Origin of the sequence: Neoalteromonas facilis (assembly GCF_002807665.1) — a bacterium.
In the GTDB taxonomy this organism is placed as follows: Bacteria; Pseudomonadota; Gammaproteobacteria; order Enterobacterales; family Alteromonadaceae; genus Alteromonas_E; species Alteromonas_E facilis.
On record NZ_PEAY01000002.1, the window covers coordinates 167755 to 193688 of the forward strand.

Below are 25934 nucleotides of genomic sequence, written 5' to 3' on the forward strand. Positions count from 1 at the left end.
GATTAGCCCTCCGCTCCAAAGTTGTTAAATTCATCTGCACTCTGTTCGACGCTGTCATCGTCTAACCAGTCGACTTTCGCCATTTTTCTAACGATAACGAATTCGTCTCGATTACATCCCACAGTGCCATAGTAGTTAAAGCCGTAGGATTGCTGTGCGTATCCGCCAATCATGTGAGTCGGTTTCATCACCGCTCGCGTGACCGAGTTGTGGATACCACCACGTGTTTTGGTAACTTCTGAACCCGGCACATTCACTATGCGTTCCTGAGCGTGATACATCATGCTCATGCCTTCCGGTACGCGCTGTGACACAACCGCTCGGGCAGCGATCGCACCGTTCACGTTGAACACTTCGATCCAATCGTTATCAACGATGCCTGCGCGCTGCGCATCAGGTTCGGAGATCCATACAATCGGGCCGCCGCGAGACAATGTAAGCATCAACAAGTTGTCTGAATAGGTGCTGTGGATCCCCCACTTCTGGTGTGGCGTTATCCAGTTCAGCGCAATCTCCGTATTACCATTGGGTTGCTTATTCATCATTGGCTTCACGGTTTTGAGATTGATTGGCGGCTTATACAGGCACATGGTTTCACCAAAGTCGCGCATCCATTCGTGATCCTGATAGAACTGCTGACGACCTGTAACTGTGCGCCATGGAATGTACTCATGTACATTGGTGTAGCCCGCGTTGTAAGAGACGTGTTCATCTTCCAACCCTGACCAAGTCGGCGAACTGATTATTTTACGCGGTTGCGCTTGCACATCTCTAAAGCGAATTTTTTCCTCTTCCTTTGGCTTCGCCAAATGAGTGTGATCTAAGCCAGTAAACTCACTAAGAGCGGCCCATGCTTTTACGGCTACCTGACCATTCGTTTCCGGCGCAAGAGAGAGAATTACTTCCGCGGCATCAATGGCAGTTTCAATTTTGGGGCGTCCTTTGTTCGCGCCTTCTTCAACATGGCGACGATTTAACTGGCCGAGGAATTCAACCTCAGTATCTGTATTCCAGGTTATTCCTTTACCGCCGTTACCAAGTTTTTCAAGCAATGGCCCAATCGAAGTGAATCGCGCATAGGTATTCGGATAGTCACGCTCAACCACAATCATATTTGGCGCAGTCTTTCCTGGGATAAGGTCACACTCACCTTTCCACCAATGCTTTACACCAAAAGGTTGTGCAATTTCTGCCGGAGTATCATGCAGAATCGGTAAGGTGACTAAGTCTTTCTCTACTCCTAAATGGCCGACTGCAGTTTTAGAGAATTGCTTGGCGATGCCTTTGAAAATATCCCAGTCAGAACGGGACTCCCACACAGGATCTACCGCTGCACTTAATGGGTGAATAAATGGGTGCATATCAGACGTATTTAAGTCGTCCTTCTCGTACCATGTTGCCGTTGGCAACACGATGTCCGAGTACAAACAGGTGGTTGACATTCGGAAGTCCAATGTCACCAACAAGTCAATTTTACCCTCGGCAGCTTCATCGACCCACTTAATGTCCTCTGGCTTTTTACCGCCGTCTTCACCAATATCTTTGCCCATCAAGCCATGTTTTGTTCCCAGCAAATGGCGCAGCATGTACTCATGGCCTTTACCTGACGAACCGAGCAGATTTGAGCGCCAGATAAACAAGTTACGTGGATAGTTTTGCGGATTCTCAGGCTCCAAGCAGGCAAAATTCAGTTCACCACTTTTGAGTTGCTCAACTGCATAGTCTTGTGGAGACTTACCAGCAGCTTCTGCATCTCTGCATAGCTGAAGCGGATTCATGCCAAGTTGTGGTGCTGATGGTAACCAGCCCATACGTTCCGCGCGACTGTTAAAATCAATAATCGAACCAGACCATTTGTCTTTGTTTGCCATGGGAGAAATGACCTCTGTCATCTCTAACTTTTCATAACGCCACTGACTCGAATGATTGTAAAAGAAAGAAGTACCGTTCATATGGCGCGGTGGACGTTGCCAGTCAAGACCAAACGCCAGCGGTTGCCAGCCAGTTTGTGGGCGCAGTTTCTCTTGCCCCACATAGTGTGCCCAACCGCCACCACTTTGACCGATACAACCACACATCATTAACATATTGATGAGACCACGGTAGTTCATATCCATGTGATACCAGTGGTTCATACCTGCACCAACGATCACCATGGAGCGACCTTTGGTCTTGTCTGCGTTAGTTGCGAATTCTCTCGCGACTTTGATCACATCCGCGCGCGGTACGCCTGTGATTTGTTCCTGCCAAGCCGGTGTGTACGGAATGTCTTGGTCGTAACTGCTGGCCACATTCGGATCGTCATAACCATTGTCAACACCGTAGTTGGCAAGTGTTAAGTCAAAAACAGTGGCAACATAGGTTTCAGAGCCATCAGCGAGTTTGACTTTCTTCGCTGGTACTTTGCGCAGCAACACATCGTCATGCTCAGTATTCTGGAAGTAGCCAAACTCATGTTCCGCACCACCAAAATATGGGAAAGCAACACTAACCAGCTCATCATGACTACCTTTCAGACTTACTCGTAAGTCGAGTTCATCACCTGATTTACCATCAGTTTGGGTAATATTCCATTTCCCTTTTTCACCCCAGCGATAACCGACTGAGCCTGTAGGCGAAACTAATTCGCCATCTTTATCATTGACCGAGATGGTTTTCCATTCAGGGTTGTTGTCTTGACCGAGTTGACCATCTAAATCTGACGCTCTAAGGAACCGCCCCTGATGCAGACTGCCGTCCTCAGCTTTGTCTAGCATTACCAGAACAGGGAAGTCGGTATAACGTTTCACATAATCGGCAAAATAAGCTGATGGTTTCTCAACATGGAATTCTTTAAGAATAACGTGGCCAAATGCCATCGCTAATGCTGCATCGGTTCCCTGTTTAGGTGCTAGCCATTGGTCGGTTAATTTCGCCACTTCTGAATAGTCAGGGGTAATGCCGATGACCTTAGTACCTTTGTAGCGGACTTCTGTGAGGAAGTGCGCATCCGGCGTACGTGTTTGTGGAACGTTTGAGCCCCAGCAAATAATGTAATTCGAGTTGTACCAATCAGCCGACTCCGGCACATCGGTCTGTTCACCCCAAATTTGAGGAGATGCCGGCGGTAAATCACAGTACCAGTCATAAAAGCTTAGGCAGTTTCCACCTATCAACGACAGATAGCGCGCACCCGCCGCATAGGAAACCATAGACATAGCAGGGATTGGTGAAAAGCCGGTAATGCGGTCAGGGCCGTAAGTTTTTGCCGTATATACATTCGCAGCCGCGATGATCTCGTTAGCTTCGTTCCAGTTAGCGCGAACAAATCCCCCCAGGCCTCGTTGTTGTTTATATTCTTTGGCTTTTGCGGGATCTTCAACAATCGAGCGCCAAGCCTCAACCGGATCCTTGTGTTGGGCTTTCGCTGCTCGCCACAGTTTGACTAAGCGTTTACGGATTTTTGGATGCTTGAGGCGATTGGCACTGTAGATGTACCAAGAGTAACTTGCGCCCCTCGGGCAACCTCTGGGCTCATGGTTAGGAAGGTCTGGGCGCGTACGTGGATAATCGGTTTGCTGAGTTTCCCAGGTTACCAATCCATCTTTCACGTAGATTTTCCAGGAACATGACCCGGTACAATTAACACCATGGGTTGAACGCACAACTTTGTCATGCTGCCAACGACGGCGATATCCGTCCTCCCACCCTCTACTTTCATTCGTAGTAACCCCGTGACCGTTTGAGAACGGCTCTTCGTTACGTTTGAAGAACTGCAATCTGTCTAAAAAATGACTCACGCCAGACTCCTTTATCAATGGAATAGCAACGATAAGATGCGCTGCAAACTCAAGCTCTACATGGATTAAAGTGGATTGTTAATCGCACGGCAAGAGCCCGAAAATGGCGGTAAATGAGGGAGTTACCACCAAAGTGGTAGAGGCATTTTTTTGCTTTTCCTTTGTATTAAAGGGGTCTAGACTGATGTCATTAAGAACTCATTACAAATCGAGCGTAGACTAATCTTTGTAGGTATCACTTGTGAGTCGACGCAATCGTTATATAACCAATGCAACCAATCAAAAGTTTTATACATTCGACAGTTTTTAAAATCGCTGCATTAATGTTTTCGGTAAGCTTTTTGGCGATCGTCAGTATGTTTACCACCGTGTTTATGAGTGACGGTGCTCAGTTTGATGCTCAAGCGGTCAATGTGGCGGGCTCATTGAGAATGCAGACGTATCGAATTCATAGCGTCATCCAAGACAGTCCAAATGATATTGAAACAATTAATCGATTAGTTGACGAATTTGACATGACTTTGAATACCGGCGTGCTGGTTAATCAACAGGCGCTTCGGGATAGCGGTGATATTGCCAAGCATCATGCGCTAGTTACAAAAAACTGGGGTGAAGAAGTCAAGCCGTTGATCCAAACCTACTTGAATTCTTCAAGAGCGCCCAACACTTCGAGCCTAGACATTTTTGACAAACTGGTAGAAGACATCGAACTACTTGTTGTTGCTTATCAAAAACATGCTGAAACCAATATTGCTACGATCCGATTAGTTCAGAGTTTGGCATTATTCTGCACCCTTATACTTATTGCGCTAGCGATGGTGATTGTGCATCGCCATATCGAGCAACCGCTTTCAAAGCTAACTGCAGTTGCTCGTCAAATAGGCCAAGGAGACTTCACTGCCAGAGCAGAGGAAACAGGTAAAGGCGAGCTCGCGTTGTTGGCCCGAACAATCAACAAAATGAGCGGTAGCCTATATCGTTCTAAGTCACAACTTGAAGAGCAAATTAAACGCAAGACAAGAAAGCTGTCGCGCTCAAATCAATCTCTCGAATTGCTATTTCAAGTGTCACGCAAACTCAATGAAGTTGAACCCGGATCTGTCGATTTTCAACCATTACTCAACAAGCTGGCTGACGTAACTGGCGTTAAAGATTTAGACCTATGCATCATGACTGCACAAGGAACGGGCCCCTACGAACATTTGATGAGTACCGAAAAAACGATTCCAGACAAATGCCAACAACAGCTTTGTCATGATTGTACTGAGCATGAGTCACTTTTTCCGCCTGTTAATGGGCAAATGAAGTATCAGTTAAGTATTGGTGATCAACACTATGGTGTCTTGGTGGTGAGTCTAGATGAAGGGTGCGTCCTCGAGGATTGGCAGCATCAATTGTTTGAGGCGATTGCTGAACAGGTCGCCAATGGGCTGAGCATGAAACATCAAAACGAGCAGCGTAGGCGTATCGCTTTGATGAATGAACGCACGATAATTGCCAGAGAACTGCATGACTCTCTGGCGCAGGCATTGTCCTACCTAAAAATTCAGGTAACGCGATTGCAACGCCTGCAGCAAAAAGACAGTGCTCAGGAGCAAATAGACCAAGTCATTGATGAGCTCAAAAATGGACTTGGCGCGGCTTACAGTGAACTGCGTGAATTGTTAACTACTTTCAGATTGAAACTCGATGGACAGGGCATCAAAGCCGCATTAGAGCAAACGATTTCGCAATTGCAAAACCGCTCAGACGATTTCAGTTTTACGCTTAATTATCACGTAAGCAATATTCCCTTCACGCCTCAAGAAGAAATACATCTTTTACAAATTGCCAGAGAAGCGACCCAAAATGCTTTCTATCATTCTAAGGGCTCCAATATTGAAATTGGTATAACCAGTAACTCCTTATCAGAAGTGATATTAACGGTTAAAGACAACGGAATTGGCATCCCTGAAGACCCAAATAAGCTAAACCACTACGGGCTAGCCATTATGAAAGAACGCAGCCGGAATTTGGATGGAGAGTTATCAGTCAAACGAAATGATGAACGTGGTACCACTGTCATGTTTAGTTTCATTCCCGAGTATGCGCGAACACTTGAGGCAAAGAGCAAGAGTGCTTGATTTCCTAAGCTTTTGACTCGTTTTATCAACTATGAATTGCAACTGATTTCACCTGCAACAACGCTTGGCTACCAGCGGCTAAAGACAAACTTGCTATTGCGCGTTTGGTTACCGAAACCATAAAAGCATTTTCGCCTACAGTAGCTTTTACAATTGCTTGGCTTGGGTGCTCACCTTCATTGATTGCCACAATCTGAGCGTTGAGCACGTTTTGAAAACTGGTTTTACCTACAGAATTCGCTAGGCTGATATCTTTCCCAAAGACTTGAACTCTTACTTGGTTGCCAATCTTGAAACTATTGTTGGGTATCCAAAGTGCTTGGTCACCAATAGACATACAAGCTAAGTGCCACTGCTTGTCAATCTTTATTACCTTGCCTGACAAGACCGTCGATATCTCATCATTGAGTCGTAGTGGTAACATCTCATTTGAAAGCGAGGCCGACAGCGAATCACTGGATACCACACCGCCCTCATGCATAACAACAACATGATCTGCGAGCATTGCCACTTCTGGCGCTGCATGAGTAACGTATAACATGGGTATGCTCAGTTGCCGCTTAACACGCTTTAAGAAAGGTAAAATCTCGCGTTTTCGGTCATCGTCAAGTGATGCCAGTGGTTCATCAAACAGCAAAATCTTGGGGTTCAGCGCCAGTGCCCGAGCAATGCCGACACGCTGTGCTTCCCCACCTGATAATGCTACAGTTTTCTGATCCAGTAGGTGTTCAATACCCAACACTGAAATAGCTTCCTTTAAGCTCTCCTTGCTTGCATGACTTGAGCGTTTGATACCATAGTCGAGATTGTCTTTCACACTGAGATGACTGAACAAACTTGGCTCCTGAAAGACATAGCCAATGGTTCGCTTATGCGGCTTAAGCTTAGTTTTTGGGCTATCCCACACTTCATCACCGATAGAAAAGTTTCCAGCTGCCTCCTTCTCCAGGCCAGCGACACAGCGCAGTAATGTTGTTTTGCCGCAACCAGAATGCCCATACAGCACGCTAATGCCTGTGTCGGGAAGCTCAAGATCAACATCCAGATTAAACCTCCCTTTAGAAAGCCTATAAGCGAGTTCCACAATTACCGCCTCTTCACGGGAACGAATGCAAACCGTCGACGCCGGATCCATTGCAGAAATGTTAATGTTATAAATGAAAAGATTAGCATGATTAATGACAGCTTATGTGCGGCGCCGTAATCCATACTCTCTACATGGTCATAAATTTGAATTGATACAACTTGCGTTTCACCCGGAATATTGCCTCCAATCATCAAAATAACACCAAACTCACCAATCGTATGCGCGAAAGTCAAAACGATAGCCGTAAGAATGCCATTCTTTGATAAAGGCAACACCACAGAAAAAAAAGTATCGATGGGAGAGGCTCTTAACGTAGATGCGACTTCTAGCGTTCGAGTAGGGATGGCTTCAAAGGCAGACACAAGTGGTTGTACTGTAAAGGGTAAAGAATAAACAATCGAGGCTATGACCAAGCCTGAAAACGTAAAAGGGAATACACCAAAACCTAATTGAGTTGTTACTTTACCCACCGGCCCCTCAGGACCTAAAAGCAATAGTATATAAAATCCGAGTACCGTAGGCGGCAATATGAGTGGCATCGCTACCAATGCAGTTAAGAGACTTGTGAGCTTGGAGCGAGACCTAGCCAACCACCAGGAAAACGGAATTCCAAAACATAACAGGAGAATGGTTACCGTGCTCGCCAGCTTTAAGGTCAGAAGCAAGGCTTGCATATCACTCGTGGATAGCATTTGCGGCCTCTTGATCAGGTACTTCAAACCCATATTCTGTCAGTATTTTTGAGACGGCTCCACTTTGCATAAATGAATGAAATCGCCACGCGGTAGGGTTGTCTCCTCCGTGTTGGGTGACAATAAAACCTTGGAGTAGCGGAGAATGGAGAGTCTCCGGTATTAATATGTAGGAGGCTCTTGAGGAGTTCCATGCAGATTTTACCAACGACAAGGCAACAATACCCGCATCGACATGCTGATTAACGATAAGTTGAGCAGTATGGGAAACGCTATCACCATAGATGATTTTTGAAGTCAGCTGAGTCCACAATCCAGTTTGCTCCAGTACCTCTTTGGCTTTCATTCCATAGGGAGCGTGTCGTGGATTGGCAATAGCGATTCTCTCAAAGTCAGCGTGAAGCAAAGAAGCGAGTTGGCCGTTAGACAAATCGTTTTTATAGCTCAATAGAACTAATCGGCCCTTTGCGTATGGGACAACAGCCGACGAAGAATAGCCCATTGCTTTAAGCTGCTGTGGAAAGTTTATGTCTGCTGAGAAATACAGATCATAAGGTGCACCGTTGCGGATCTGCGTACGAAACTTCCCTGACGAACCAAACGACGTTTTAACGGCCACATCTGGATTGGATGTCTCAAACAAACTAACAATATCTTTCATTGCGAATTTGAGGTCAGACGCAGCTGCTATTAACAGCTCATCAGCATTTACATTCAAATGAAAAAATAGGGTTATCAATAAGAAAATTAGCTTTAAACGCATGAGAGTATCAACCTTGGCAAACCGATAAAAGGTGCGATCATTCGCACCTTATTATCGATTATTCAGACTTCCTAAGGATTGTAGAATTCGCCGTCCTTACGTAAATAGAACCAGTAGTTAATTAAAACGCAGACACCATAGAACACTGCAAATCCTATCAACGCGACTTCAGGAGTAGTTGCCTGGATTTGCTCACCAATAACCTTTGGTATGTAAAAGGCACCGTATGCCGCTACTGCTGACGTCCAACCAAGTACTGGGCCCGCTTGTTCTTTAGGGAATACTTGCGCGATTGTTCTGAAGGTTGAACCATTACCGATACCCGTTGCAGCAAAAAGAAGTAGGAACAACACAAAGAATGGCATAAAGAACTCTTCTGGTGTTGCAGATTGATAGGCTTCGCGCATGTAGTAAGCCGCGCCGAGTGCACTTCCAATCATCACAATTGAGCATATTTGTGTGACTAATGCACCGCCAATTTTGTCCGAAATCCAACCACCTAACGGACGAATAAGTGCACCAATGAATGGGCCCATCCAGGCGTACATTAAAGCACTTGGCCCATTAGGGTTGATGGTATTGTGCGTCATCACTCCATCGACAATAACGTGGCTGTAGCCAAAAATTACTTTGATCGCTAGCGGGAATGAGGCCGCAAAACCAATAAACGAACCGAAGGTCATAGTGTAAATGACACTCATCACCCAAGTGTGTTTGTTGTTAAAGATTTGATATTGACGAGTCAGACTCTGACCAATTGAACCGGGTAACATTTTTAAGATAACGACGGTGGCAGTCACAACCAGTACTAATACAACTTCCTTGGGTACCCCGAATCCAGAACCATTTGCAGTCTCAGGCAGCATCAACCATAAGCCAAAAGCAGCTACAACCAATCCGATACTGAGCATAACCGTGATCAGAGCAAAAGATGTTAGAGGGTTACCAATGTTTGGAGAAACATCAGGCGTACGAATATTATTCATACCAAACCATGATAGGAAGAATAGAGGGACAAGTAATAACAACCAGACAAAACCGGCGTTTGAAATATAGCTTTCTGTTCCTGCAGGAATTTTACCAATAAGCGTACCTGATGCGTTGATCAGCGTCATCGGGTCGCCACTAAAAGCACCAAAGGCAGCGAATGTCATGAACAGTGGCACAACAATTTGCATCGTGGTAACACCAAAGTTACCTAAACCTGCGTTCATACCCAGTGCCAAACCTTGCTGCTTCTTCGGGAAGAAGAAGCTGATATTTGACATTGATGAAGCAAAGTTTCCACCGCCGAAACCGGATAGCAATGCTAACAATTGAAATTGCCATAATGGCGTATCAGGGTTTTGCAGTGCAAATCCTGCTCCAACGGCAGGTATCATTAGTAGTGCAGTCGTGAAGAAAATAGTGTTCCTACCGCCGCATAATCGAATGAAGAAACTGCTTGGAATTCTCAGTGTTGCGCCGGTCAATCCAGCAATCGCCATTAAGGTGAAGAGTTCTGCCTTAGCGAAAGGGAACCCAAGATTTAGCATTTGAACGGTAATAATGCCCCAATAGAGCCATACAGCGAAGCCCGTCAGCAAGCTAGGGATCGATATCCATAGGTTGCGATTCGCTATTTTCTTTCCCTCTTTTTCCCAGAAATCAGGGTCTTCTGGATCCCACTTGTGCAGATCAGACATAACGCTTACTCCAACATAGAATGACATTTATTTGGTCACACTATGATCCACACAAGCAGTGCTAACAATCTGCTTCAGTAGGTAGCTAGGCGAAGCATTGTGGTAACAAAACTAACGATTTTTGACACATTTAGTGCTGAAATAGGTACAGCTATCTTGTTGTATTCCCTATATTTAAAGGGTTTCAAAATATGTGTTTTGCTACCCCATAAGTGGTAGCTGGCTTACCTCCAGTAATTTAAGTGAAGTTCACCAGTTCGTGTATAGTTAAACTAAAAGAATGACTCAGCGTTTGTAAGGAGGCATACATGTTCGAAGACAAACCCGCCACTATCATGATGGTTGACGACCATCCTTTATTGCGTAAAGGATTAAACCAACTTATCGAATTTGAAGATGATCTAGAAGTCGTTGGAGAGGCGAGTTCAGGAAAAGAAGCCATCGAAATGGCGGTTCAATTGGAACCTGACCTGATCACGCTGGATTTGAACATGCAAGGTATGGATGGATTGGAAACGCTTAAGCATCTCCGAGATAAAGGTGTTGATTCGCGCATCATCATGTTGACGGTATCTGACAACGATGAAGATGTTGTTGAAGCCGTGCGTTCAGGTGCAGATGGTTATCTTCTAAAGGACATGGACCCAGAAGATATTGTCGACAAACTCCGCGAAGCCGCACTTGGTAAAATGGTGATGAGTGCAAAACTAACTGAAGTACTGGCAACAGCGTTACGAAAACCCGAAAGGGCTGGAAGTCGAGCATTGGCCAGCCTGACCAGTCGTGAATTGGAGATCCTCAAACTCATCGCCAAAGGTATGAGCAACAAGCTTATTGCACGAGAATTGGATATTTCGGATGGAACGGTCAAAGTCCATGTGAAGCACTTTCTTAAAAAACTGAATCTACGCTCTCGTGTGGAAGCAGCTGTATGGATGGTGAACCACCAAAAAGGAGCTTAATCATGGGATGTGGTTGCGATGCTAAAGGCCTTATGCCGATAGAGGAAGCAAAACAAATCATCTGGGACACTATCTCTCCGATTGTTGAAGTTGAGCATTGCAGTCTTGATTCGGTACTGGATAGAGTATTGGCCGAAGATGTGATTTCTCCCATCAACGTCCCGGGTTTTGATAACTCCGCAATGGACGGCTATGCTATTCGCCATCAGGATCTGTCTTCTGGTACTACTTTTAATCTGGTCGGTAAGAGCTTTGCTGGCAATCCTTTCAGCGGCGAGATCGGCAAGCATCAGTGCGTGCGTATTATGACCGGCGCACAAATCCCATCAGGTGCGGATGCGGTGGTTATGCAAGAAAACACCGTTGCAAATGGTAAGGAAATCACAGTCACTCACACTGTTAAGCTAGGTGAAGCTATACGAATCGCAGGTAGTGATATCGCAAAAAAATCCGTCGTGCTGTCTAAAGGAAAGAGGCTGACTGCAATTGATATTGGGCTCCTCGCGTCTATCGGTATCGATAAGGCATCAGTTTTCCGCAAGCTTAAAGTGGCATTGTTTTCAACCGGTGATGAGCTTTTACAGCCTGGGGACATTCCTCAACAGGGCAAAATCTTTGACAGCAATCGGCCCATGCTGCGCGCAATGTTAAAGCGTCTTGGCGCTGAGGTTCTGGACTTGGGTGTGATAGAAGATGACCCGGAAAAAATTCGTGATGCCTTTACCCAAGCAGATGCAAGTGCAGATTGCGTAATCACTTCTGGTGGCGTGTCGGTGGGTGAAGCTGATTATACACGTGAAATTCTCGAGGAGATCGGCCAAGTAGACTTTTGGAAGCTGGCAATCAAACCTGGCAAACCACTCGCGTTCGGTAGATTAAACAACAGTTTGTTTTTTGGTCTCCCCGGTAATCCAGTGTCAGCGGCAGTCACCTTTGACCAAATTGCCGCACCGTCTTTATCACTTTTAGCGGGCTGCACACCTGAGGGAAGAGTAGCCATTAGAGCCATCGCTAAAAATAGGTTTAGAAAGAAACCAGGAAGAACTGACTATCAACGCGCAGTCTGTTACCGCGACGACAATGGTCAACTGATAGTTGACTCTGTCGGTTCTCAAAGCTCCGGCGTGCTTTCTTGTTTCACCACGAGCAATTGTTATGCAGTGCTTGAGAACAGTCGCGGAATGGTAGAGCCGGGAGAAACAGTGAATGTGCAATGGTTTGATTCGGTTTTGAGATAAAAAAAGCAATGAGTAATCAACTTCGTCGTTCGATGTTCATAATTGCAGGCTTACTGGCCTGTCTTTGCGGCATTATTGGCGTCGTATTACCTTTGGTTCCAACTACACCCTTTCTACTCTTGTCTGCCTTTTGTTTTTCTAAAAGCTCGAATACGCTGCATCAATGGCTATTATCGCAGCCAATGCTCGGAGGCGTAATTAACGACTGGGAACAATCAGGTGTAATTGCACTTAAGACCAAAGTCATTGCTTGCACGTTCTTGATTGCGATGGTAGCCGCTGCGTTATTAATTGGTGATTACGCTTATTGGACAATTGCTTCGGTAACCACTGTATCCATTCTCGTTTTAAAGTTTACTATGGAGCAGACCCAGTCAGGTTTGACGTTATACTATGTATGTTTATTTGATACTCGCTCACATTTTAGGAGCAACAGTATGGACAGGCGGCCATATCGTGTTGGCGCTTGCTGTATTACCCAGAGTATTGAAAGAGAAGTCACCCCAACGTTTGCTGGAGTTTGAATCAGCGTTTGAGCGTATTGGTAAACCGGCCATGCTAATCCAAATAGTCACAGGTTTGCTGTTAGCACATCGATTGTTGCCCGACATTTCACTATGGCTGGATTGGAGTAACCCCATCTCGAGGGTGATTGCCATAAAGTTTATACTACTTACGTTAACTATTTTATTAGCTGTTGACGCTAAACTAAGAGTTTTACCTAAATTATCGCAGCAGAATTTATGGGATATGGCCCTGCATATTATTGCCGTAACCCTGCTTTCGATAATTTTCGTAATCGTCGGCGTATCTTTCAAGACGGGTTGGTTGTATTAAGCCAGCGATCCATTGCTTCCTTGTCCGACAATCGACTGGCGACCCACTTCATACCTTCTGAGGTACCTTCTTGTTTCCATAAAGGGGCGTTGGTTTTCAGGTAGTCAATAATAAACTCACACGCCTCAAATGCGTTTTTGCGATGTTTGGATGTTACGCCTACGAACACAATCTGCTCCTGAGGCCCAATCCTCCCCACTCGGTGGATAACTCTTATTTGCCCCAACTGCCAACGTTTTCGCGCTTCGCTGCAGATACGCATCAGGGATTTTTCGGTCATACCTGGGTAATGCTCTATGTGAATGCCCGACACTGCCCCCTGAACATTGAAATCTCGTACCAAACCGGTAAAAGTGACTACAGCGCCGTCCCCATCCGCCTCTTCCTTAAGCGCCTGGTATTGTTCATAGTGATCAAAATCGGCACGCTGAACGCTAATCATTGCTAACCTCCTGTCACCGGCGGGAAAAACGCAATTTCGTCGCCATCATTTATTTTTGCGTCTTTTCCACAAAGCGTTTGATTGACTGCGCACAACACATCTCGTTCTTCGAGCAAGCGCCACACTTCTCCGCGTTCAACAAGCTCATGTGCGACATCGGCTACGGTGTTTTCACCGGCATATTCAAAATTTAAAGACGATGTACCTATCCTTTCACGAAGACTTGCGAAAAATTTTATCTGTATCATGTTGAGCGCCTCCACAGTCCAGTTTTACCACCGCTTTTTTCAATGACTTTTAAGCCATGAATGACCATTTTTGGGTCAACAGCTTTACACATATCAAAAAGCGTAAGCGCAGCCACAGAAGCGCCAGTAAGCGCCTCCATTTCAACGCCAGTGTTACCATTTAACTTACATTGACAGGTTATCTTTATTTGCTTGGATAACTCGTCAGTTTCAAAATCCACGTCTACTTTGCTGAGTAACAGTGGATGACATAGCGGCACCAGATTGGCACATTGTTTTGCCGCTTGAATGCCTGCCACTCTTGCGACACTAAAGACATCACCTTTGGCGAGCTGGTTTTGTATTATTTGCTCAAGCGCAATATCTGAAACACTGACATAGGCTTCCGCTTTTGCTATGCGAGTCGATGTGGCTTTTTCGCTCACATCGACCATGTTCGCTTTGCCATGATTATCAATATGGCTAAGCTCAGAATTAGTTAGCCCAGTCATATCGGTCTACTCGCGCATTGAAGCGCTTCATTGGTTTGTAAATGCGGTACGAAGTTACACGGGCCATGGGCGCCATTTAGTTGCGCTTCAATGATACCCGCCCAAGCGGTTTTGCAAGCATTGGTAGACCCAGGTAGACAAAATATAACCGTGTTGTTTGCTAATCCAGATATAGCCCTTGATTGGATTGTTGAAGTACCTATTTCCTTAAATGACAAATATCGAAATAATTCACCGAATCCCTCAACTTCTTTGTCAAACAAGGGTTTTACCGCTTCAGGTGTGGAATCTCTTGCAGTAAATCCGGTACCTCCAGTCACGATTACGGCTTGTATGGCTGGATCTGCGATATAAGCAGAGACGCACGCTCGGATCAGATAAATGTCATCGATAACAATCTCTCGCTTAATCACCTGATGACCCGATTCAGTCGCATTCACGGCCAGATACTCGCCAGAGGTATCTGTGCTTCTATCACGCGTGTCTGACACTGTCAGAACGGCGACACCAAGTGATTCAAATTGTTTGTTAGCATGTCCCATGGCGAACCTCAGTTGGTACAGAACATTCGGATGTTTCGAAGTGTTGCATTGCAAAACGCCATTGTTCTGGTGTGTTTGAATTGAAAAGGGGTGACTGCTGGCGCAGTTGCAGCTTCATTAAAGGGAAATGCGTGCAAAAGCGATCAACAGAAAAACTGTTTGTACACCGCAGTGTGTAATCCAGGGTTTGGCGGGTCGTCTCGGTGTTACGCAAGTAAAGCGGCAAACTATGTTCACCAAATCTGACATTGCTCGAAAACTTTTCGCCGCTATCTAACAAGCGTTGTAGTGTGGAAACATCCATGAGCGGAAGGTCGATCGGCAGTATCAATAGATTTTTGTTAGGAAAGCGCATAGCAGCACTGTGGATACCAGACAAAGGCCCTTTACCTGGGTACAGATCTGGGAAATGTCCAGTTTCGCCGTCATTACGACTGATAACAACTTTACTCACCGATGTTTCAAGTAACATCTGGTAAGTTCTGGTCAACATGGTTGATTGCGAAATCGTAAGTAAAGCTTTGTCTTGGCCCATGCGGCTAGAAGCACCGCCGGCTAAAATGACGCCAATTGTGTTCATGTTACCCTCCTAGCATAGCCAGCTGCTTCGTTGCACCTGTAAATCCTTGATGCAGAAAATGCTGACTGTGTTTTTGTTGAAGATGAGAAACAATAGCTTGCTGAGTACCCGAAACATCACCTGCTGACAGAAATGAACGGATACTGACGCCTTGTTCTGCAAACAGGCACAGATGCAACTTGCCTTGTGCGGAAACACGCAAGCGATTGCATGATTCACAGAAATCTTTGCTATAAGGCATGATTAGGCCGATATTCCCTGTAAATTTGGGGTGCATGAATTCCTGTGCAGGCCCGGCATCGGTTTCTCTAATAATGCGCTGCCACCCTTGCTCGATAAGTCGATCTTTAATCGTTTGCCCGGCGACGTGGTTTTTATCAAAAAAGCTCTTGTTGTCGCCAGTCTGCATAAGTTCAATGAATCGCCAGGTAACCTTGTGGTCGCGCAGGTAGTCAAAAAATGCCCCTAACTCTTTGTAGTTGAATTGCTTGAGCATAACCGTGTTCAGCTTAATGTTGCTGATGCCTAACTGAACTGCTCGTTCTATTCCTAACAGTATTTCTTCCAGTTTCTGTTTACCGGTGATCGCCGCAAACATACGCGGGTCTAGACTATCTGCACTCACATTAATGGCATCTAGGCCAGCCCGCTTGTACCTTTCGATGTCCTGATTGAGCTTGAAACCGTTTGTTGTCAGGGCAACTTTTTTAATACCGTCGACTTTTTTGCAGGTTTCGATGATCTCACATAAGTCTTTGCGCAGTGCTGGCTCGCCACCAGTAATGCGCACTTTGGTTGTTCCCAAGCCGGCAAACGCTTGCACCAGCGTTTGAATTTCTTTCACAGACAATCCACGTTTGGGAGTGTTGCAGTCATTGCCATCAGGAAGACAGTAGTTACAGCGGAAGTTGCACAGTTCAGTTACTGAGAGTCTCAGGTAATTGAATCGTCTTCCGAATGAGTCTTGTAAATTCATCTAACACCTTTCCAAATGTCGAGCATTGCAGCTCGTGGGCGGCAGGTTGATTTCTCTGGCTACCGGGCAACTTCTCAGTCGCGGCTCCTGTACCTTAGTTATTTAAACCTTAGGTATTGGAGCTCGGAGTTTTTGTTACCTTAAGTGTGGCGTAAAAGTGTTGTTTTTGTTATTCCGCTGAAGGAATACTCACAAGGAGGTATAAAAAAGCCGACCCGTGTTGAGTCGGCAACTAACGCGTGGATGACGTTAGAAAGTGAAAGTCATCATTGCCCACAGTTTATTGGTGTCGACCGCGAAATCATCGGCACTGTAGTTGGCATAACGCAGTAAAAAGTTTGTATTTTTATATACAGGATAAGTGGCGTTGAAATTAAACTCATTGCCGTAGTCTATTGCACCTACGTCTGATTCAAACTGGTGCCATACGCCTAATAGTTTTAACTTACCAATACTGCCGGACGCCTTGATGTAGAGATCGTTGATCCCCTGTCCGGGCGTAGCAAGAAACTTATCAGCGAACCCTTGAAACTTATGCAGAGTCGCCAGAGGCGTTGTGAATCCTTTGCCGTTATCGCTACCAAGTGACTCGTAACCTATTCCAACGTTGACCGCTGATAATTTAGTGTTTAACTCTAACGCTAGGTAATCAGTGGAAAAGTCTGTTGGATTGTCACCGGTTTCATTTTGACGTGCAAAAGCCGCGTGAACGTTTACGGCAGAAATCTTACCATCGTAACTTACCCCGAATGTGCGAGTCGCGATGGCATTCGCAGTGTCGAAGTCAAGCTCATAGGCGAAACCTGCCACCTTGTGATCAGCATTGATTTTATATGTGACGTTCAACAGATGTATGTTGCCACCCAAATCCGAATTTGGGCTATCTGTACCAAAAATTCGATTTACGTTATGTATATAGCTGTAGTCAACATTCAGGCCAGACTGATTGTCGTATCTTAGACGATAGCCATCATAAGTCTGTTCATTTTGACGCCAACCAACACCACCGACGAATCTTTGATCATTGTGATTGATGCGTTGTCGACCTGCCGTAAAATGAAATGACTTGGTCTTGTAACCCATATAAGCTTGGTTGAAATCTGAGCCAATCGGATCTGCAACGACAGGATAGTTGGTATTGCCATTGAATGTACTATTGAAGTTTTCGTTGCCCAAGGCGGTTACGTTATCGAACTCTATTTGCGTATAGAAGCCCCCAAAATCTGCACTTTTATAACTAAGGCGGGTAAGCAATGTTGATGCATTCGCATCTTTATCAACGTTATCCTGGTCTACTCGCTCGTATCGATAACGCAGTTTAATATTCGCTTCACCGTCAGTGATCGCTTGTTGGAAATCAGCGAATCCGGTTGCAACCGATACGTTTGGCATTAATAAACCCGCTGCACATATGCTAGCGATAGCCGTTGCTAATTGTGTTTTCATAGTATTCTCCTCACTAAATGCTGCGATGAATACTACCCTCTAAAAAAAATAAAACCATTAAAAATCATAAAGATACCCACACTTACCCCTTGCTTGAAAATTGTGGTACTCCGAATACCTATTTTGGGGAATTGCTGGTCTATGGCTTGAGTGGTAAAAAGAAATGCAACTAAAGTTGTGGGATACACGATGAAAAAAGAGCTCACTACAAAGCTAGCAATGCGATACAGCCGCCATGTCCTGCTATCTGGCTTTGACTTGGATAAACAGGAGATCCTGACAAACAGCAAAGTGTTGATACTAGGTGTTGGCGGACTAGGATGTGCTGTTAGCCAATATTTAGCTGCAAGTGGCGTTGGCGGAATAACGCTGGTTGATGACGATAAGGTAGAATTGACAAATCTTCAGCGACAAGTGCTGCACTTGGAAAATAACATCGGGCAACCGAAAGTAAGTTCTGCACAACATTTGTTGTCGCAAATCAACAGCGAGGTAAGCATCAAGACATTTAATCAACGACTCTCTTCAAATGAACTTCAGATGTTGGTTACCGAGAATGATTTGGTCGTAGACTGCACAGACAATCTAAGCAGTAGAGATCAAATCAATTCAATCTGCTATCAGTCGGGTAAGCCTTTGGTGTCTGGTGCGGCGATACGTATGGAAGGACAATTATTCAACGTACTGCCAGACAAAAAAAGTGCGTGTTATGCCTGTTATAGCCATTACTTTGGCGAACAAAATCTCAGCTGTGTTGAATCAGGAGTCATGTCACCACTTGTAGGAATTATTGGCACCAGCCAAGCGCTCGAGGCCATCAAGATCCTAACGCACTATGGGGAGCCGTTTTACAATCAGCTAAAGCTGTTTGATGCAATGGAGCACAGCTGGCGTACAGTGAATGTCGTTCCTCTTAAGGACTGCAAAGTTTGCGGACATACGAGGTAAGGTCAAAAACCAATGGATTACCTGCTATTAAAACAAATACACATCCTGTTGGCAGTAACTACACTTGTAAGCTTTGTTATCCGTGGGTATTGGATGATAACTGATTCAAGCTTGCTGCATCACAAATGGGTGAAAACTATTCCCCACGTTATCGATACACTTTTACTCAGTACCGCTGTTACTCTGATGGTAATGGCAGGCTTCTATCCATGGATTTTCGACTGGGTAGCCGCAAAAATACTGTTGCTCCTGTTGTACATTGTGTTTGGAACCGTAGCATTGAAGCGTGGCAAAACAAAATCACAGCGCATAGTCGCGTTTATTGCCGCGCTCTTATGCATCGGTCTGATATTTAAATCTGCATTCAGCAAATTTATGCTTTAAGTATATTTATCCTGGTCTTCCGTCCACTCTGGGTGCTGACAGTACAGGCAAGTATTTAAAGAAAAACAAACCGAATGCTACACACCATAGACAACCTGCAAATAGCCAAAATTGAATCGTCCACTGTGGCCATATCGCTATTGCAATAGACCGCACTATCGCACTGATCACAACAGCAAAAAAAGCGACGCTCATTAGCTTTCCAACTTGTAGCATCCTGCAGGTATGCCCAAGTGAAACGCGAGACATCATAGCTAAAATCATGCCCCCTATGACGCCAACGGTTAAACTGTGGATTGAAGTACTTAAAGTAATACTTACACCAAAGAAATGCAGGCTTAGCAAGCCTAGCCCTATCGGAATGAACAGCATAGTAAAATGCAAAGACCATACGAGTGGCACATTTAAAGTGACCCAGATGCGCCACCTCCACTGGCGTATTGTATGAATCACGGCCGCTTTCAGGCATACAATGCCCGTCAACGTCGCAATATCAACAACATCTTTGAGCAGTAATAAAACCAACACAACCGCAAGGCTAGCCAAGGCTGACATTTCCAACCACTTAATAGGTAGTACTTTGGTCGTTTTTGTGCCATTTGCGGTAAACATCGGAATAACTCTACCGCCTATAAAAGCCACAAGGAAGGTGACTAACAAGGTCATACCGTGTATACCGCGTGCCTGCCAGGCTGAATCAAAACCTAAGCTGGGTAGATAGGTAAAAAGGTTCATCACCGACATGAGTACTAGTACGGGAATAAAAATCAGATTTCGATACTGGCGTATCTTGACCACCCGTTGACCGACAAAAAATGCGGTTAACGGTAAAAACATCAAATCAGCAATCATTGCCAATGGCAACATCGACGCTGAGCCAGACAAAATCAACAGCCGTGCCAGAAACCATAGGCAAACCAACAGCAGCAGTTGACCGCCTTTGATACTTGGGATATTCGTCCAGGTTTGAACTGCGGTGAGCAAAAAACCTGCTATTATTGCTGCCGTGAAGCCAAACAGCATTTCATGGCTATGCCACCAAAGCACACCGTTAAGTGGCTCGATTGAAATAACACCCTTTAACATCAGCAGCCATAACGCCATGGATAAGGCTGCAAACAGACTACCGAACAAGAAAAACGGTCGAAATCCTAAACGAAGCAACGGTGCAATTTCTTGTTCCTGTTGATTATCCACGATGTTTAACATGGTTATTAATCCTGTTCGAGAAAGTTATGTTGCTGGGCATCTAACACCCGGCTTTTGTAGCGTTCACGTTTTATTGCCAAGTGCATTAGCAGCATACAGACAGCTAGTACGCCGTAAAGCAACATAAAGCACGCACTGTAGACGCCTGCGATGTCGACCGCCAGCCCAAAAAGAATGGGGAGTGTGCAACCTCCCAATGCGCCAAGCATGGCGACCATACCGCCGACACTTCCCATTTGTTCCGGATAGTAATCGTTAATGATTTTATACACACTTGCTCGCCCAAAACCTTGTGCCAAGCCAATCAGTAAGAGCAAGACAGTAAACACCCAAACATTGAGTTCAATGTAAAGCTCAACGTCTCTATCTACGCCATGGATGGTCATAGTCGTTGGTGGATAACTCAAAAAGAAAAGACAGACTAAACAGATCCAGAAAACCCCCCAGTTGACATTCCGTGCGCCAAAACGATCTGCAAACCATCCTCCAGCAGCACGCGCCATACTGGAACTGATGACGAAAAGAAGAGTAAGCGCCATGGCTTGATTGAACGGCAATGCATATGCATTCACATAATATTGAGGTAGCCACAGCAATAGCGCTAAAAAACTGCCAAAAACAAAATAGTAATACAGTCCGAAACGCCATACTCTGGCGTGCGCTAGCGGCTTAATGAAAAAAGCCAATGGCTTGTGCTTGTTGACCCGTTTGAATTTAGGTGGTGACGGCGCGGCTAACCAAAACGCAAAACAGGTAATTAAAACCATTGCGCTGTAGGTGGGCCCAATAGTGTGCCAACTCCAAACATCTCGTATATAAGGCACAATTATTAAACTGAGAGCCGCACCAGCGTTGCCCGCGCCGAAGACTCCCATTGCCGTGCCTTGCTCTTTACTGTCAAACCAGTCCGTGAGGTAGCGAATACCGATGCTAAAAGAGACTCCCGATATTCCAATCAGTAGCCCAACAATCACGTAGCCTGAAAAACTATCAATACTGGGTAATAAAAAGAGTGGTGGAACAGTGATAAGCATCTGCAGGATCAGTATCATCTTTGGCGAGTACCGCTCACACAATAAACCTGCTGGCAACCTCAATAATGCGCCAGTGATAATTGGTGCAGAAAGCAGAATACCAACCTGAGTGCTGGACAATTCAAGCACTTGCTTCAGTTCAACGCTCATTACTGCATAAAGCGTCCAAACTGAGAAGTTAATAGCAAACACGAGTGTTGCCAATACTAAAGCTCGCGTTGCCTGCCTGGAGTGTGAAGCTGTCAAAAACCTACCCGATGAAAAAACAAAAAACAGTATTCACTATAGCGTTCACAAGGTTGCAACTCTATAAACAAGGGAGGTTCTTGACCAAGGTTTGAGTCACTAATTACCCCGAAGTAGGTAGTTACTGAAAATCTTTAAACCACTGTTTTTTATAAATTAATTCAGTATTACAACAAGGCTTACATCGGTTGCTTTTGGATATTTACCTACCCACAAAAAACTGAAACTTACCGCCTAGATGCAATAGGAATCAACCCGCCTTCGTTTACGCTTGTAAGGGGGGAAACAACTATTCGGCGATCAATAAATCAACAAAAATGCCAAGTTTTGCCACTTTAAACACAGCTGGCTACCACCTATTGGGTATCCGTAACGCATTGTAATTACTGGCTATTTTTTATTGATTCAGGTCAAAGACCACGAGCCCAAAGAGCTAATAATTAGTAACAGATAACAAATCCATGCGGAGATTCCCATGACAACTGAAAAATTCAATATCTTTAAATTTACTGGCAAGATGAAAATACTCCATCTCTCTTGGATGGCGTTCTTTATTAGCTTTCTGGTTTGGTTCAACTTTGCTCCGTTACTTCAAGCAGTAAAAGAAACTTTAGGACTGACAACCGACCAGGTTAAAACTCTGCTCATTTTGAACGTTGCGCTCACCATTCCGGCCCGGGTTATTATCGGCATGTTGACAGATAAATACGGGCCGAGGCTGGTCTATTCAGCTCTACTGGCTATCTGTTCCATTCCCTGTTTCATGTTTGCTTTTGCGGATAGCTTTGTGCAAGCAGCGATTGCCCGCTTCTTGCTCGGTTTCATCGGCGCTGGTTTCGTTATTGGCATAAGAATGGTGTCGGAGTGGTTCCCCCACAACGAACTTGGCACAGCGGAAGGTATCTATGGTGGTTGGGGTAACTTTGGTTCTGCCGCCGCCGCATTTACTTTGCCAACAATAGCGGTTTTGTTTGGCGGTGAAGACGGGTGGCGATATGCAATTGGCTTAACGGGTGTAATAAGCTTAATTTTTGCTTTTGTTTATTATGCCAATGTGACTAATACGCCAAAAGGTTCAACATACTTCAAACCCAAAAACTTAGGCGCTATGGAAGTGACATCCAAGGGTGACTTCTTCTTACTTTTGCTGATGAAAGTGCCAATGTATGCAGCGATTGCGCTGCTAGCCTGGAAACTATCTCCAAGCGGTGTGGACATTCTCAGCCAAACCATTGTGAATTCGATTTACGTTGGGTTGTTTGCCTTGTATTTACTTGAAGTTTATAAAGTCTGGCAAGTCAACAAAGAAATCTTTACCAAAGAAGTACCAGAGTTACACCGCTATAATTTCAAACAAGTCGCTGTACTGGATATTCTGTACTTCACTAACTTCGGTTCAGAGCTGGCAGTTGTTTCAATGCTGCCACTTTTCTTTGCTGAAACATTCAGCCTTGATCCAGTGTTAGCGGGTTTGGTCGCGGGTGCCTATGCATTTATGAACTTGATGTCACGCCCAGCAGGCGGTTGGATATCTGACAAATTTGGCCGTAAATCCACACTCATGATTCTAACCGCAGGATTGGCAGCAGGATATGCGTTAATGGGCCTGGTTGATGGTACATGGCCATTATGGCTAGCAGTCGTTATTGCGATGGGGTGTTCATTCTTTGTGCAATCTGGCGAGGGTGCGGTGTTTGCTGTCGTCCCATTAATCAAGCGTAGAATGACAGGCCAAATTGCGGGTATGACAGGTGCATATGGTAATGTTGGTGCTGTTACGTTCTTAACCGTCCTTTCATTTGTCGATTACAGCACGTTTTTCTACGTCATTGCAGCGACCGCATTAGTTGGCTTATTCACGCTAATATTTATGGATGAACCACGTGGTCAAATCGCTGAGATTGCTGAAGATGGCACTGTTCACATGATCGATGTAAGTTAATAGTAACTCGTCAGAAAAAGGCATCTCTAAAACAGGGATGCCTTTTTCACCAACCTAGACTATTTCAATGCAATCAGAGCACACTCAAAAACACGACATCACAAACGATGCAACACTTGTTGTTGCTGCAGGTTGTGCTTCTATTGCAGGTGTTAAGCCAGTCAATGAAGATGCAGTTGCTGTACATACGCCGACTGACCAACATGCCATGTCGTCGAAGGGCACAGCCGTCGTAATAGCTGACGGTGTCAGTAGTGCCGAAGCGGGCAGAGAGGCTAGTGATTATGCGGTAAAACACTTTATCGAAGAATATTTCCGCACGCCTGATACGTGGTCAGCGAAACAAGCCGGACAAAAAACACTAACTACTATCAATTTAAACTTGTTCAAGCAAAGTCACGAGTTCACCCATCAGGAAAAAGGCTATCTATGCACGTTTAGTGGTCTTGTACTCAAATCGAGGACGGCTCACTTTTTCCACGCTGGTGATTCAAGGATCTACCGTTATCGAGCAGGCACTATTACACAGTTGACGCGAGATCATTCAATCAACATAGGCGGGGGCAAAAACATTCTGGCCCGAGCCGTAGGAATGGATAACGTCTTGCAAGTAGATTATGGGAAATCGGTTTTAGAAGAGGGGGACATTTTTCTTCTGACAACAGACGGGGTTCACGATTTCATTGATTCAGAGAAACTGAGCGATTTCCTGAGTGATGAACGTGAACCTCAACAGCAGTGCGAGCGCATAATTGCTGAGGCTAAAATGGCCAACAGCGACGATAATATCAGCTGCGCAATTGCCAAAGTCGAAAAACTGCCAGCTGAAAGCCGTGATGATTTCAATACCAAGTTAACCCGACTACCGTTCCCACCCGACCTCGAACCCGGCATGAAGCTGGATGGCTACCGAATCGATCAGGCACTGTTTGCCAGCAGTCGTAGCCAGGTTTATCTCGTCACTGACTTGGAAACTGATGAGCAAATGGTGATGAAAACACCATCGCTCAACTTTCAGGATGACGTGCATTACATTGACCGCTTTATTCAGGAAGAGTGGATAGGTAAACGCATCAATAGTGAGTACGTGGTCAAGATCATAACCCAAAACCGCCCACGAACCTGTTTGTACTACCTAATGGAGTATGTGCCGGGTATTTCGCTCGATAAATGGATGGTTGACCACCCGTTGCCCTCTCCAAAGATGGCTATCACACTAGTAAAACAGATCGCTGCTGCGTTAAAGGCTTTTCACAATACAGAAACGATTCATCAGGATCTGAAGCCTGCCAACATCATTGTTGATGATGCAATGAAGATTAAAGTGATTGATTTTGGGTCTGTCTTTGTTGCAGGTATTGCTGAGATTTTTATTCCTATCGAGCATCTTGGTGCACTTGGCACGGCTACGTACTCTGATCCTTATTACTTACAAGGCAGGAACACCGGGATCCAAGGCGACATCTATGCATTGGCCACCATTACTTACGAATTATTTACCGGCGAATTACCCTATGGAGAAAAGATAGAGCAATACGTCAACAGCCATGACTTTGACAAGCTGCGATATATAAGCGCCACTGACCACAACCCCATTATTCCTCTATGGTTTGATCGTGCGTTGGAAAAAGGTGTGACGCTTGACATGCCAAAACGCTACAAACGACTTCAAGACTTTGTCAATGATGTAACTCGGCCTAATCCCGAGTTTTTAAAGGATGATCCCGCAATTGATAACAGCAAAGGTTTGCTTTTCTGGCAAATGATGTCGGCCTTTTGGGTTGCCATGCTGATATTGGTTGTCATTTTGTTTTCGACCACAGGATAACTGCTATGGAGTCGTCAGTAATGCAAAATCTGGTAACCCAATTTTTTAGTGTTGATCACGAACGACTTGATTTTCTGTTCCGAATGTATCGGGAAAACAAAAAAAATCAGCGCTACAAGGCTGTCTTGCTCTTCGACAAGTTTAGTGAAGGACTTAAACGACATATTCGCTGGGAAGAAGAATTGCTGTTTCCCATGTTTGAAAAAGCAACAGGTATGAATGGTGCAGGCCCAACAGTGGTGATGCGACATGAGCATGATCAAATTAGGGCTATGCTTGACGAAATTAGTGAAAGTTTAAGGAATGACGATCATTCGGAAGCATTGGAAAAAGCCCTGTCGGAATTGCTTCTGCTTCACAATGAAAAAGAAGAACAAGTACTTTACGTTCAGTGTGACCGGGCATTGACAGAAGAACAATTGCTAGCGCTATTTTTGGATATGTGAGTTGAC

The 25934-nt window shown here is 45.0% G+C and carries 24 protein-coding genes and 1 riboswitch; of the genes, 10 read left to right on the plus strand and 14 right to left on the minus strand.

From position 1 onward, the window contains the following. Positions 1 to 2 precede the first annotated feature (2 nt). Positions 3 to 3779, minus strand: a complete 3777-nt coding sequence (locus CSH93_RS06945) for a nitrate reductase subunit alpha (protein ID WP_100642517.1) — start codon at positions 3777 to 3779, stop codon at positions 3 to 5. Between the two features lie 356 nt (positions 3780 to 4135). Here CSH93_RS06945 and CSH93_RS06950 point away from each other — a divergent pair, with 356 nt between their 5' ends. After that, positions 4136 to 5902 carry an ATP-binding protein gene (locus CSH93_RS06950; RefSeq protein WP_240615517.1) on the plus strand — a complete coding sequence of 589 codons (1767 nt, stop codon included), beginning with the start codon at positions 4136 to 4138 and terminating at the stop codon, positions 5900 to 5902. Between the two features lie 25 nt (positions 5903 to 5927). On the opposite strand, the gene modC is transcribed toward CSH93_RS06950, so the two are convergent. The 4 genes from modC to CSH93_RS06970 form a co-directional block, all read right to left on the minus strand. Then, entirely contained in the window at positions 5928 to 6986 is a 1059-nt protein-coding gene (gene modC, locus CSH93_RS06955; RefSeq protein ID WP_164078315.1) for a molybdenum ABC transporter ATP-binding protein, read from the minus strand. 2 nt (positions 6987 to 6988) lie between these two features. Beyond that, positions 6989 to 7681 (minus strand): molybdate ABC transporter permease subunit, encoded by a 693-nt coding sequence (modB, locus tag CSH93_RS06960; protein WP_100642520.1) that lies wholly within the window; start codon positions 7679 to 7681, stop codon positions 6989 to 6991. Further along, positions 7665 to 8444: a molybdate ABC transporter substrate-binding protein gene (gene modA / locus CSH93_RS06965; RefSeq protein ID WP_100642521.1), complete on the minus strand. Its 780-nt coding sequence runs from the start codon at positions 8442 to 8444 to the stop codon at positions 7665 to 7667. The genes modB and modA overlap by 17 nt, the downstream gene beginning before the upstream one ends. A 71-nt stretch (positions 8445 to 8515) precedes the next feature. Continuing rightward, a complete protein-coding gene (locus CSH93_RS06970; protein WP_100642522.1) occupies positions 8516 to 10129 on the minus strand; it encodes an MFS transporter in 1614 nt (537 codons plus the stop codon). A 308-nt stretch (positions 10130 to 10437) separates the two neighbouring features. On the opposite strand from CSH93_RS06970, the gene narL reads away from it, so the two are divergent. Genes narL through CSH93_RS06990 form a run of 4 tightly spaced genes read left to right on the plus strand, consistent with a single transcriptional unit; the run spans position 10438 to position 13166 of the window. Beyond that, positions 10438 to 11091, plus strand: a complete 654-nt coding sequence (gene narL / locus CSH93_RS06975) for a two-component system response regulator NarL (RefSeq protein ID WP_100642523.1) — start codon at positions 10438 to 10440, stop codon at positions 11089 to 11091. Between the two features lie 2 nt (positions 11092 to 11093). After that, positions 11094 to 12329, plus strand: coding sequence for a molybdopterin molybdotransferase MoeA (gene moeA / locus CSH93_RS06980; RefSeq protein WP_100642524.1), 1236 nt, complete (start codon positions 11094 to 11096; stop codon positions 12327 to 12329). A gap of 32 nt (positions 12330 to 12361) precedes the next feature. Then, the gene (locus CSH93_RS18265; protein WP_420807249.1) at positions 12362 to 12853 is read left to right on the plus strand and encodes a YbaN family protein; all 492 of its coding nucleotides are present in this window, start codon (positions 12362 to 12364) and stop codon (positions 12851 to 12853) included. Continuing rightward, positions 12735 to 13166, plus strand: coding sequence for a copper resistance protein CopD (locus CSH93_RS06990; protein WP_420807246.1), 432 nt, complete (start codon positions 12735 to 12737; stop codon positions 13164 to 13166). Before CSH93_RS18265 ends, CSH93_RS06990 begins: the two co-directional genes overlap by 119 nt. On the opposite strand, the gene moaE is transcribed toward CSH93_RS06990, so the two are convergent. From moaE to CSH93_RS07025, 7 genes are all read right to left on the minus strand, one after another. Then, on the minus strand, positions 13144 to 13608 hold the full coding sequence (gene moaE / locus CSH93_RS06995) for a molybdopterin synthase catalytic subunit MoaE (RefSeq protein ID WP_100642526.1): 465 nt from the start codon (positions 13606 to 13608) through the stop codon (positions 13144 to 13146). The genes CSH93_RS06990 and moaE overlap by 23 nt on opposite strands. Before the next feature lie 2 nt (positions 13609 to 13610). Next, positions 13611 to 13856, minus strand: coding sequence for a molybdopterin converting factor subunit 1 (gene moaD / locus CSH93_RS07000; RefSeq protein WP_100642527.1), 246 nt, complete (start codon positions 13854 to 13856; stop codon positions 13611 to 13613). Further along, positions 13853 to 14347 carry a cyclic pyranopterin monophosphate synthase MoaC gene (gene moaC / locus CSH93_RS07005; RefSeq protein ID WP_100642528.1) on the minus strand — a complete coding sequence of 165 codons (495 nt, stop codon included), beginning with the start codon at positions 14345 to 14347 and terminating at the stop codon, positions 13853 to 13855. The genes moaD and moaC overlap by 4 nt, the downstream gene beginning before the upstream one ends. After that, entirely contained in the window at positions 14344 to 14889 is a 546-nt protein-coding gene (gene moaB, locus CSH93_RS07010; RefSeq protein WP_100642529.1) for a molybdenum cofactor biosynthesis protein B, read from the minus strand. Before moaB ends, moaC begins: the two co-directional genes overlap by 4 nt. Then, complete coding sequence (mobA, locus tag CSH93_RS07015; protein ID WP_100642530.1) at positions 14876 to 15469, minus strand: molybdenum cofactor guanylyltransferase; 594 nt, start codon at positions 15467 to 15469, stop codon at positions 14876 to 14878. Before mobA ends, moaB begins: the two co-directional genes overlap by 14 nt. Before the next feature lies 1 nt (position 15470). Further along, complete coding sequence (gene moaA, locus CSH93_RS07020) at positions 15471 to 16445, minus strand: GTP 3',8-cyclase MoaA (protein ID WP_100642531.1); 975 nt, start codon at positions 16443 to 16445, stop codon at positions 15471 to 15473. Then, positions 16434 to 16586: riboswitch (molybdenum cofactor riboswitch) on the minus strand. (Overlaps the previous gene by 12 nt.) Positions 16587 to 16694: 108 nt before the next feature. Continuing rightward, on the minus strand, positions 16695 to 17891 hold the full coding sequence (locus CSH93_RS07025; RefSeq protein ID WP_100642532.1) for an alginate export family protein: 1197 nt from the start codon (positions 17889 to 17891) through the stop codon (positions 16695 to 16697). 189 nt (positions 17892 to 18080) lie between these two features. Here CSH93_RS07025 and moeB point away from each other — a divergent pair, with 189 nt between their 5' ends. Beyond that, a complete protein-coding gene (gene moeB, locus CSH93_RS07030; protein ID WP_100642533.1) occupies positions 18081 to 18839 on the plus strand; it encodes a molybdopterin-synthase adenylyltransferase MoeB in 759 nt (252 codons plus the stop codon). 12 nt (positions 18840 to 18851) lie between these two features. Beyond that, positions 18852 to 19223: a SirB2 family protein gene (locus CSH93_RS07035; RefSeq protein WP_100642534.1), complete on the plus strand. Its 372-nt coding sequence runs from the start codon at positions 18852 to 18854 to the stop codon at positions 19221 to 19223. A gap of 6 nt (positions 19224 to 19229) precedes the next feature. On the opposite strand, the gene CSH93_RS07040 is transcribed toward CSH93_RS07035, so the two are convergent. Next, positions 19230 to 20432: an NnrS family protein gene (locus tag CSH93_RS07040; RefSeq protein WP_100642535.1), complete on the minus strand. Its 1203-nt coding sequence runs from the start codon at positions 20430 to 20432 to the stop codon at positions 19230 to 19232. 5 nt (positions 20433 to 20437) lie between these two features. After that, complete coding sequence (locus tag CSH93_RS07045; protein WP_240615518.1) at positions 20438 to 21712, minus strand: MFS transporter; 1275 nt, start codon at positions 21710 to 21712, stop codon at positions 20438 to 20440. 475 nt (positions 21713 to 22187) lie between these two features. Between CSH93_RS07045 and CSH93_RS07050 the strand changes: the two genes are divergently transcribed. The 3 genes from CSH93_RS07050 (at position 22188) to CSH93_RS07060 (ending at position 25928) form a co-directional block, all read left to right on the plus strand. Beyond that, positions 22188 to 23654, plus strand: a complete 1467-nt coding sequence (locus tag CSH93_RS07050; protein WP_100642537.1) for a NarK family nitrate/nitrite MFS transporter — start codon at positions 22188 to 22190, stop codon at positions 23652 to 23654. A 67-nt stretch (positions 23655 to 23721) separates the two neighbouring features. Beyond that, positions 23722 to 25482 (plus strand): bifunctional protein-serine/threonine kinase/phosphatase, encoded by a 1761-nt coding sequence (locus CSH93_RS07055; protein ID WP_100642538.1) that lies wholly within the window; start codon positions 23722 to 23724, stop codon positions 25480 to 25482. 20 nt (positions 25483 to 25502) lie between these two features. After that, positions 25503 to 25928 carry a hemerythrin domain-containing protein gene (locus tag CSH93_RS07060; protein ID WP_164078316.1) on the plus strand — a complete coding sequence of 142 codons (426 nt, stop codon included), beginning with the start codon at positions 25503 to 25505 and terminating at the stop codon, positions 25926 to 25928. The last annotated feature ends 6 nt before the right edge of the window (positions 25929 to 25934 follow it).

Coding starts and splice junctions, on each gene's coding strand:
- modA (WP_100642521.1), bottom strand. CDS start 8,444: ATGCGTTTAAAGCTAATTTTCTTATTGATAACCCTATTTTTTCATTTG.
- modB (WP_100642520.1), bottom strand. CDS start 7,681: ATGCTATCCACGAGTGATATGCAAGCCTTGCTTCTGACCTTAAAGCTG.
- moeB (WP_100642533.1), top strand. CDS start 18,081: ATGAAAAAAGAGCTCACTACAAAGCTAGCAATGCGATACAGCCGCCAT.
- CSH93_RS07035 (WP_100642534.1), top strand. CDS start 18,852: ATGGATTACCTGCTATTAAAACAAATACACATCCTGTTGGCAGTAACT.
- moeA (WP_100642524.1), top strand. CDS start 11,094: ATGGGATGTGGTTGCGATGCTAAAGGCCTTATGCCGATAGAGGAAGCA.
- CSH93_RS07050 (WP_100642537.1), top strand. CDS start 22,188: ATGACAACTGAAAAATTCAATATCTTTAAATTTACTGGCAAGATGAAA.
- mobA (WP_100642530.1), bottom strand. CDS start 15,469: ATGAACACAATTGGCGTCATTTTAGCCGGCGGTGCTTCTAGCCGCATG.
- CSH93_RS07060 (WP_164078316.1), top strand. CDS start 25,503: ATGCAAAATCTGGTAACCCAATTTTTTAGTGTTGATCACGAACGACTT.
- moaC (WP_100642528.1), bottom strand. CDS start 14,347: ATGACTGGGCTAACTAATTCTGAGCTTAGCCATATTGATAATCATGGC.
- moaB (WP_100642529.1), bottom strand. CDS start 14,889: ATGGGACATGCTAACAAACAATTTGAATCACTTGGTGTCGCCGTTCTG.
- moaD (WP_100642527.1), bottom strand. CDS start 13,856: ATGATACAGATAAAATTTTTCGCAAGTCTTCGTGAAAGGATAGGTACA.
- CSH93_RS07040 (WP_100642535.1), bottom strand. CDS start 20,432: ATGTTAAACATCGTGGATAATCAACAGGAACAAGAAATTGCACCGTTG.
- CSH93_RS18265 (WP_420807249.1), top strand. CDS start 12,362: ATGTTCATAATTGCAGGCTTACTGGCCTGTCTTTGCGGCATTATTGGC.
- CSH93_RS06970 (WP_100642522.1), bottom strand. CDS start 10,129: ATGTCTGATCTGCACAAGTGGGATCCAGAAGACCCTGATTTCTGGGAA.
- CSH93_RS07025 (WP_100642532.1), bottom strand. CDS start 17,891: ATGAAAACACAATTAGCAACGGCTATCGCTAGCATATGTGCAGCGGGT.
- moaA (WP_100642531.1), bottom strand. CDS start 16,445: ATGAATTTACAAGACTCATTCGGAAGACGATTCAATTACCTGAGACTC.
- narL (WP_100642523.1), top strand. CDS start 10,438: ATGTTCGAAGACAAACCCGCCACTATCATGATGGTTGACGACCATCCT.
- moaE (WP_100642526.1), bottom strand. CDS start 13,608: ATGATTAGCGTTCAGCGTGCCGATTTTGATCACTATGAACAATACCAG.
- CSH93_RS07055 (WP_100642538.1), top strand. CDS start 23,722: ATGCAATCAGAGCACACTCAAAAACACGACATCACAAACGATGCAACA.
- CSH93_RS06950 (WP_240615517.1), top strand. CDS start 4,136: ATGTTTACCACCGTGTTTATGAGTGACGGTGCTCAGTTTGATGCTCAA.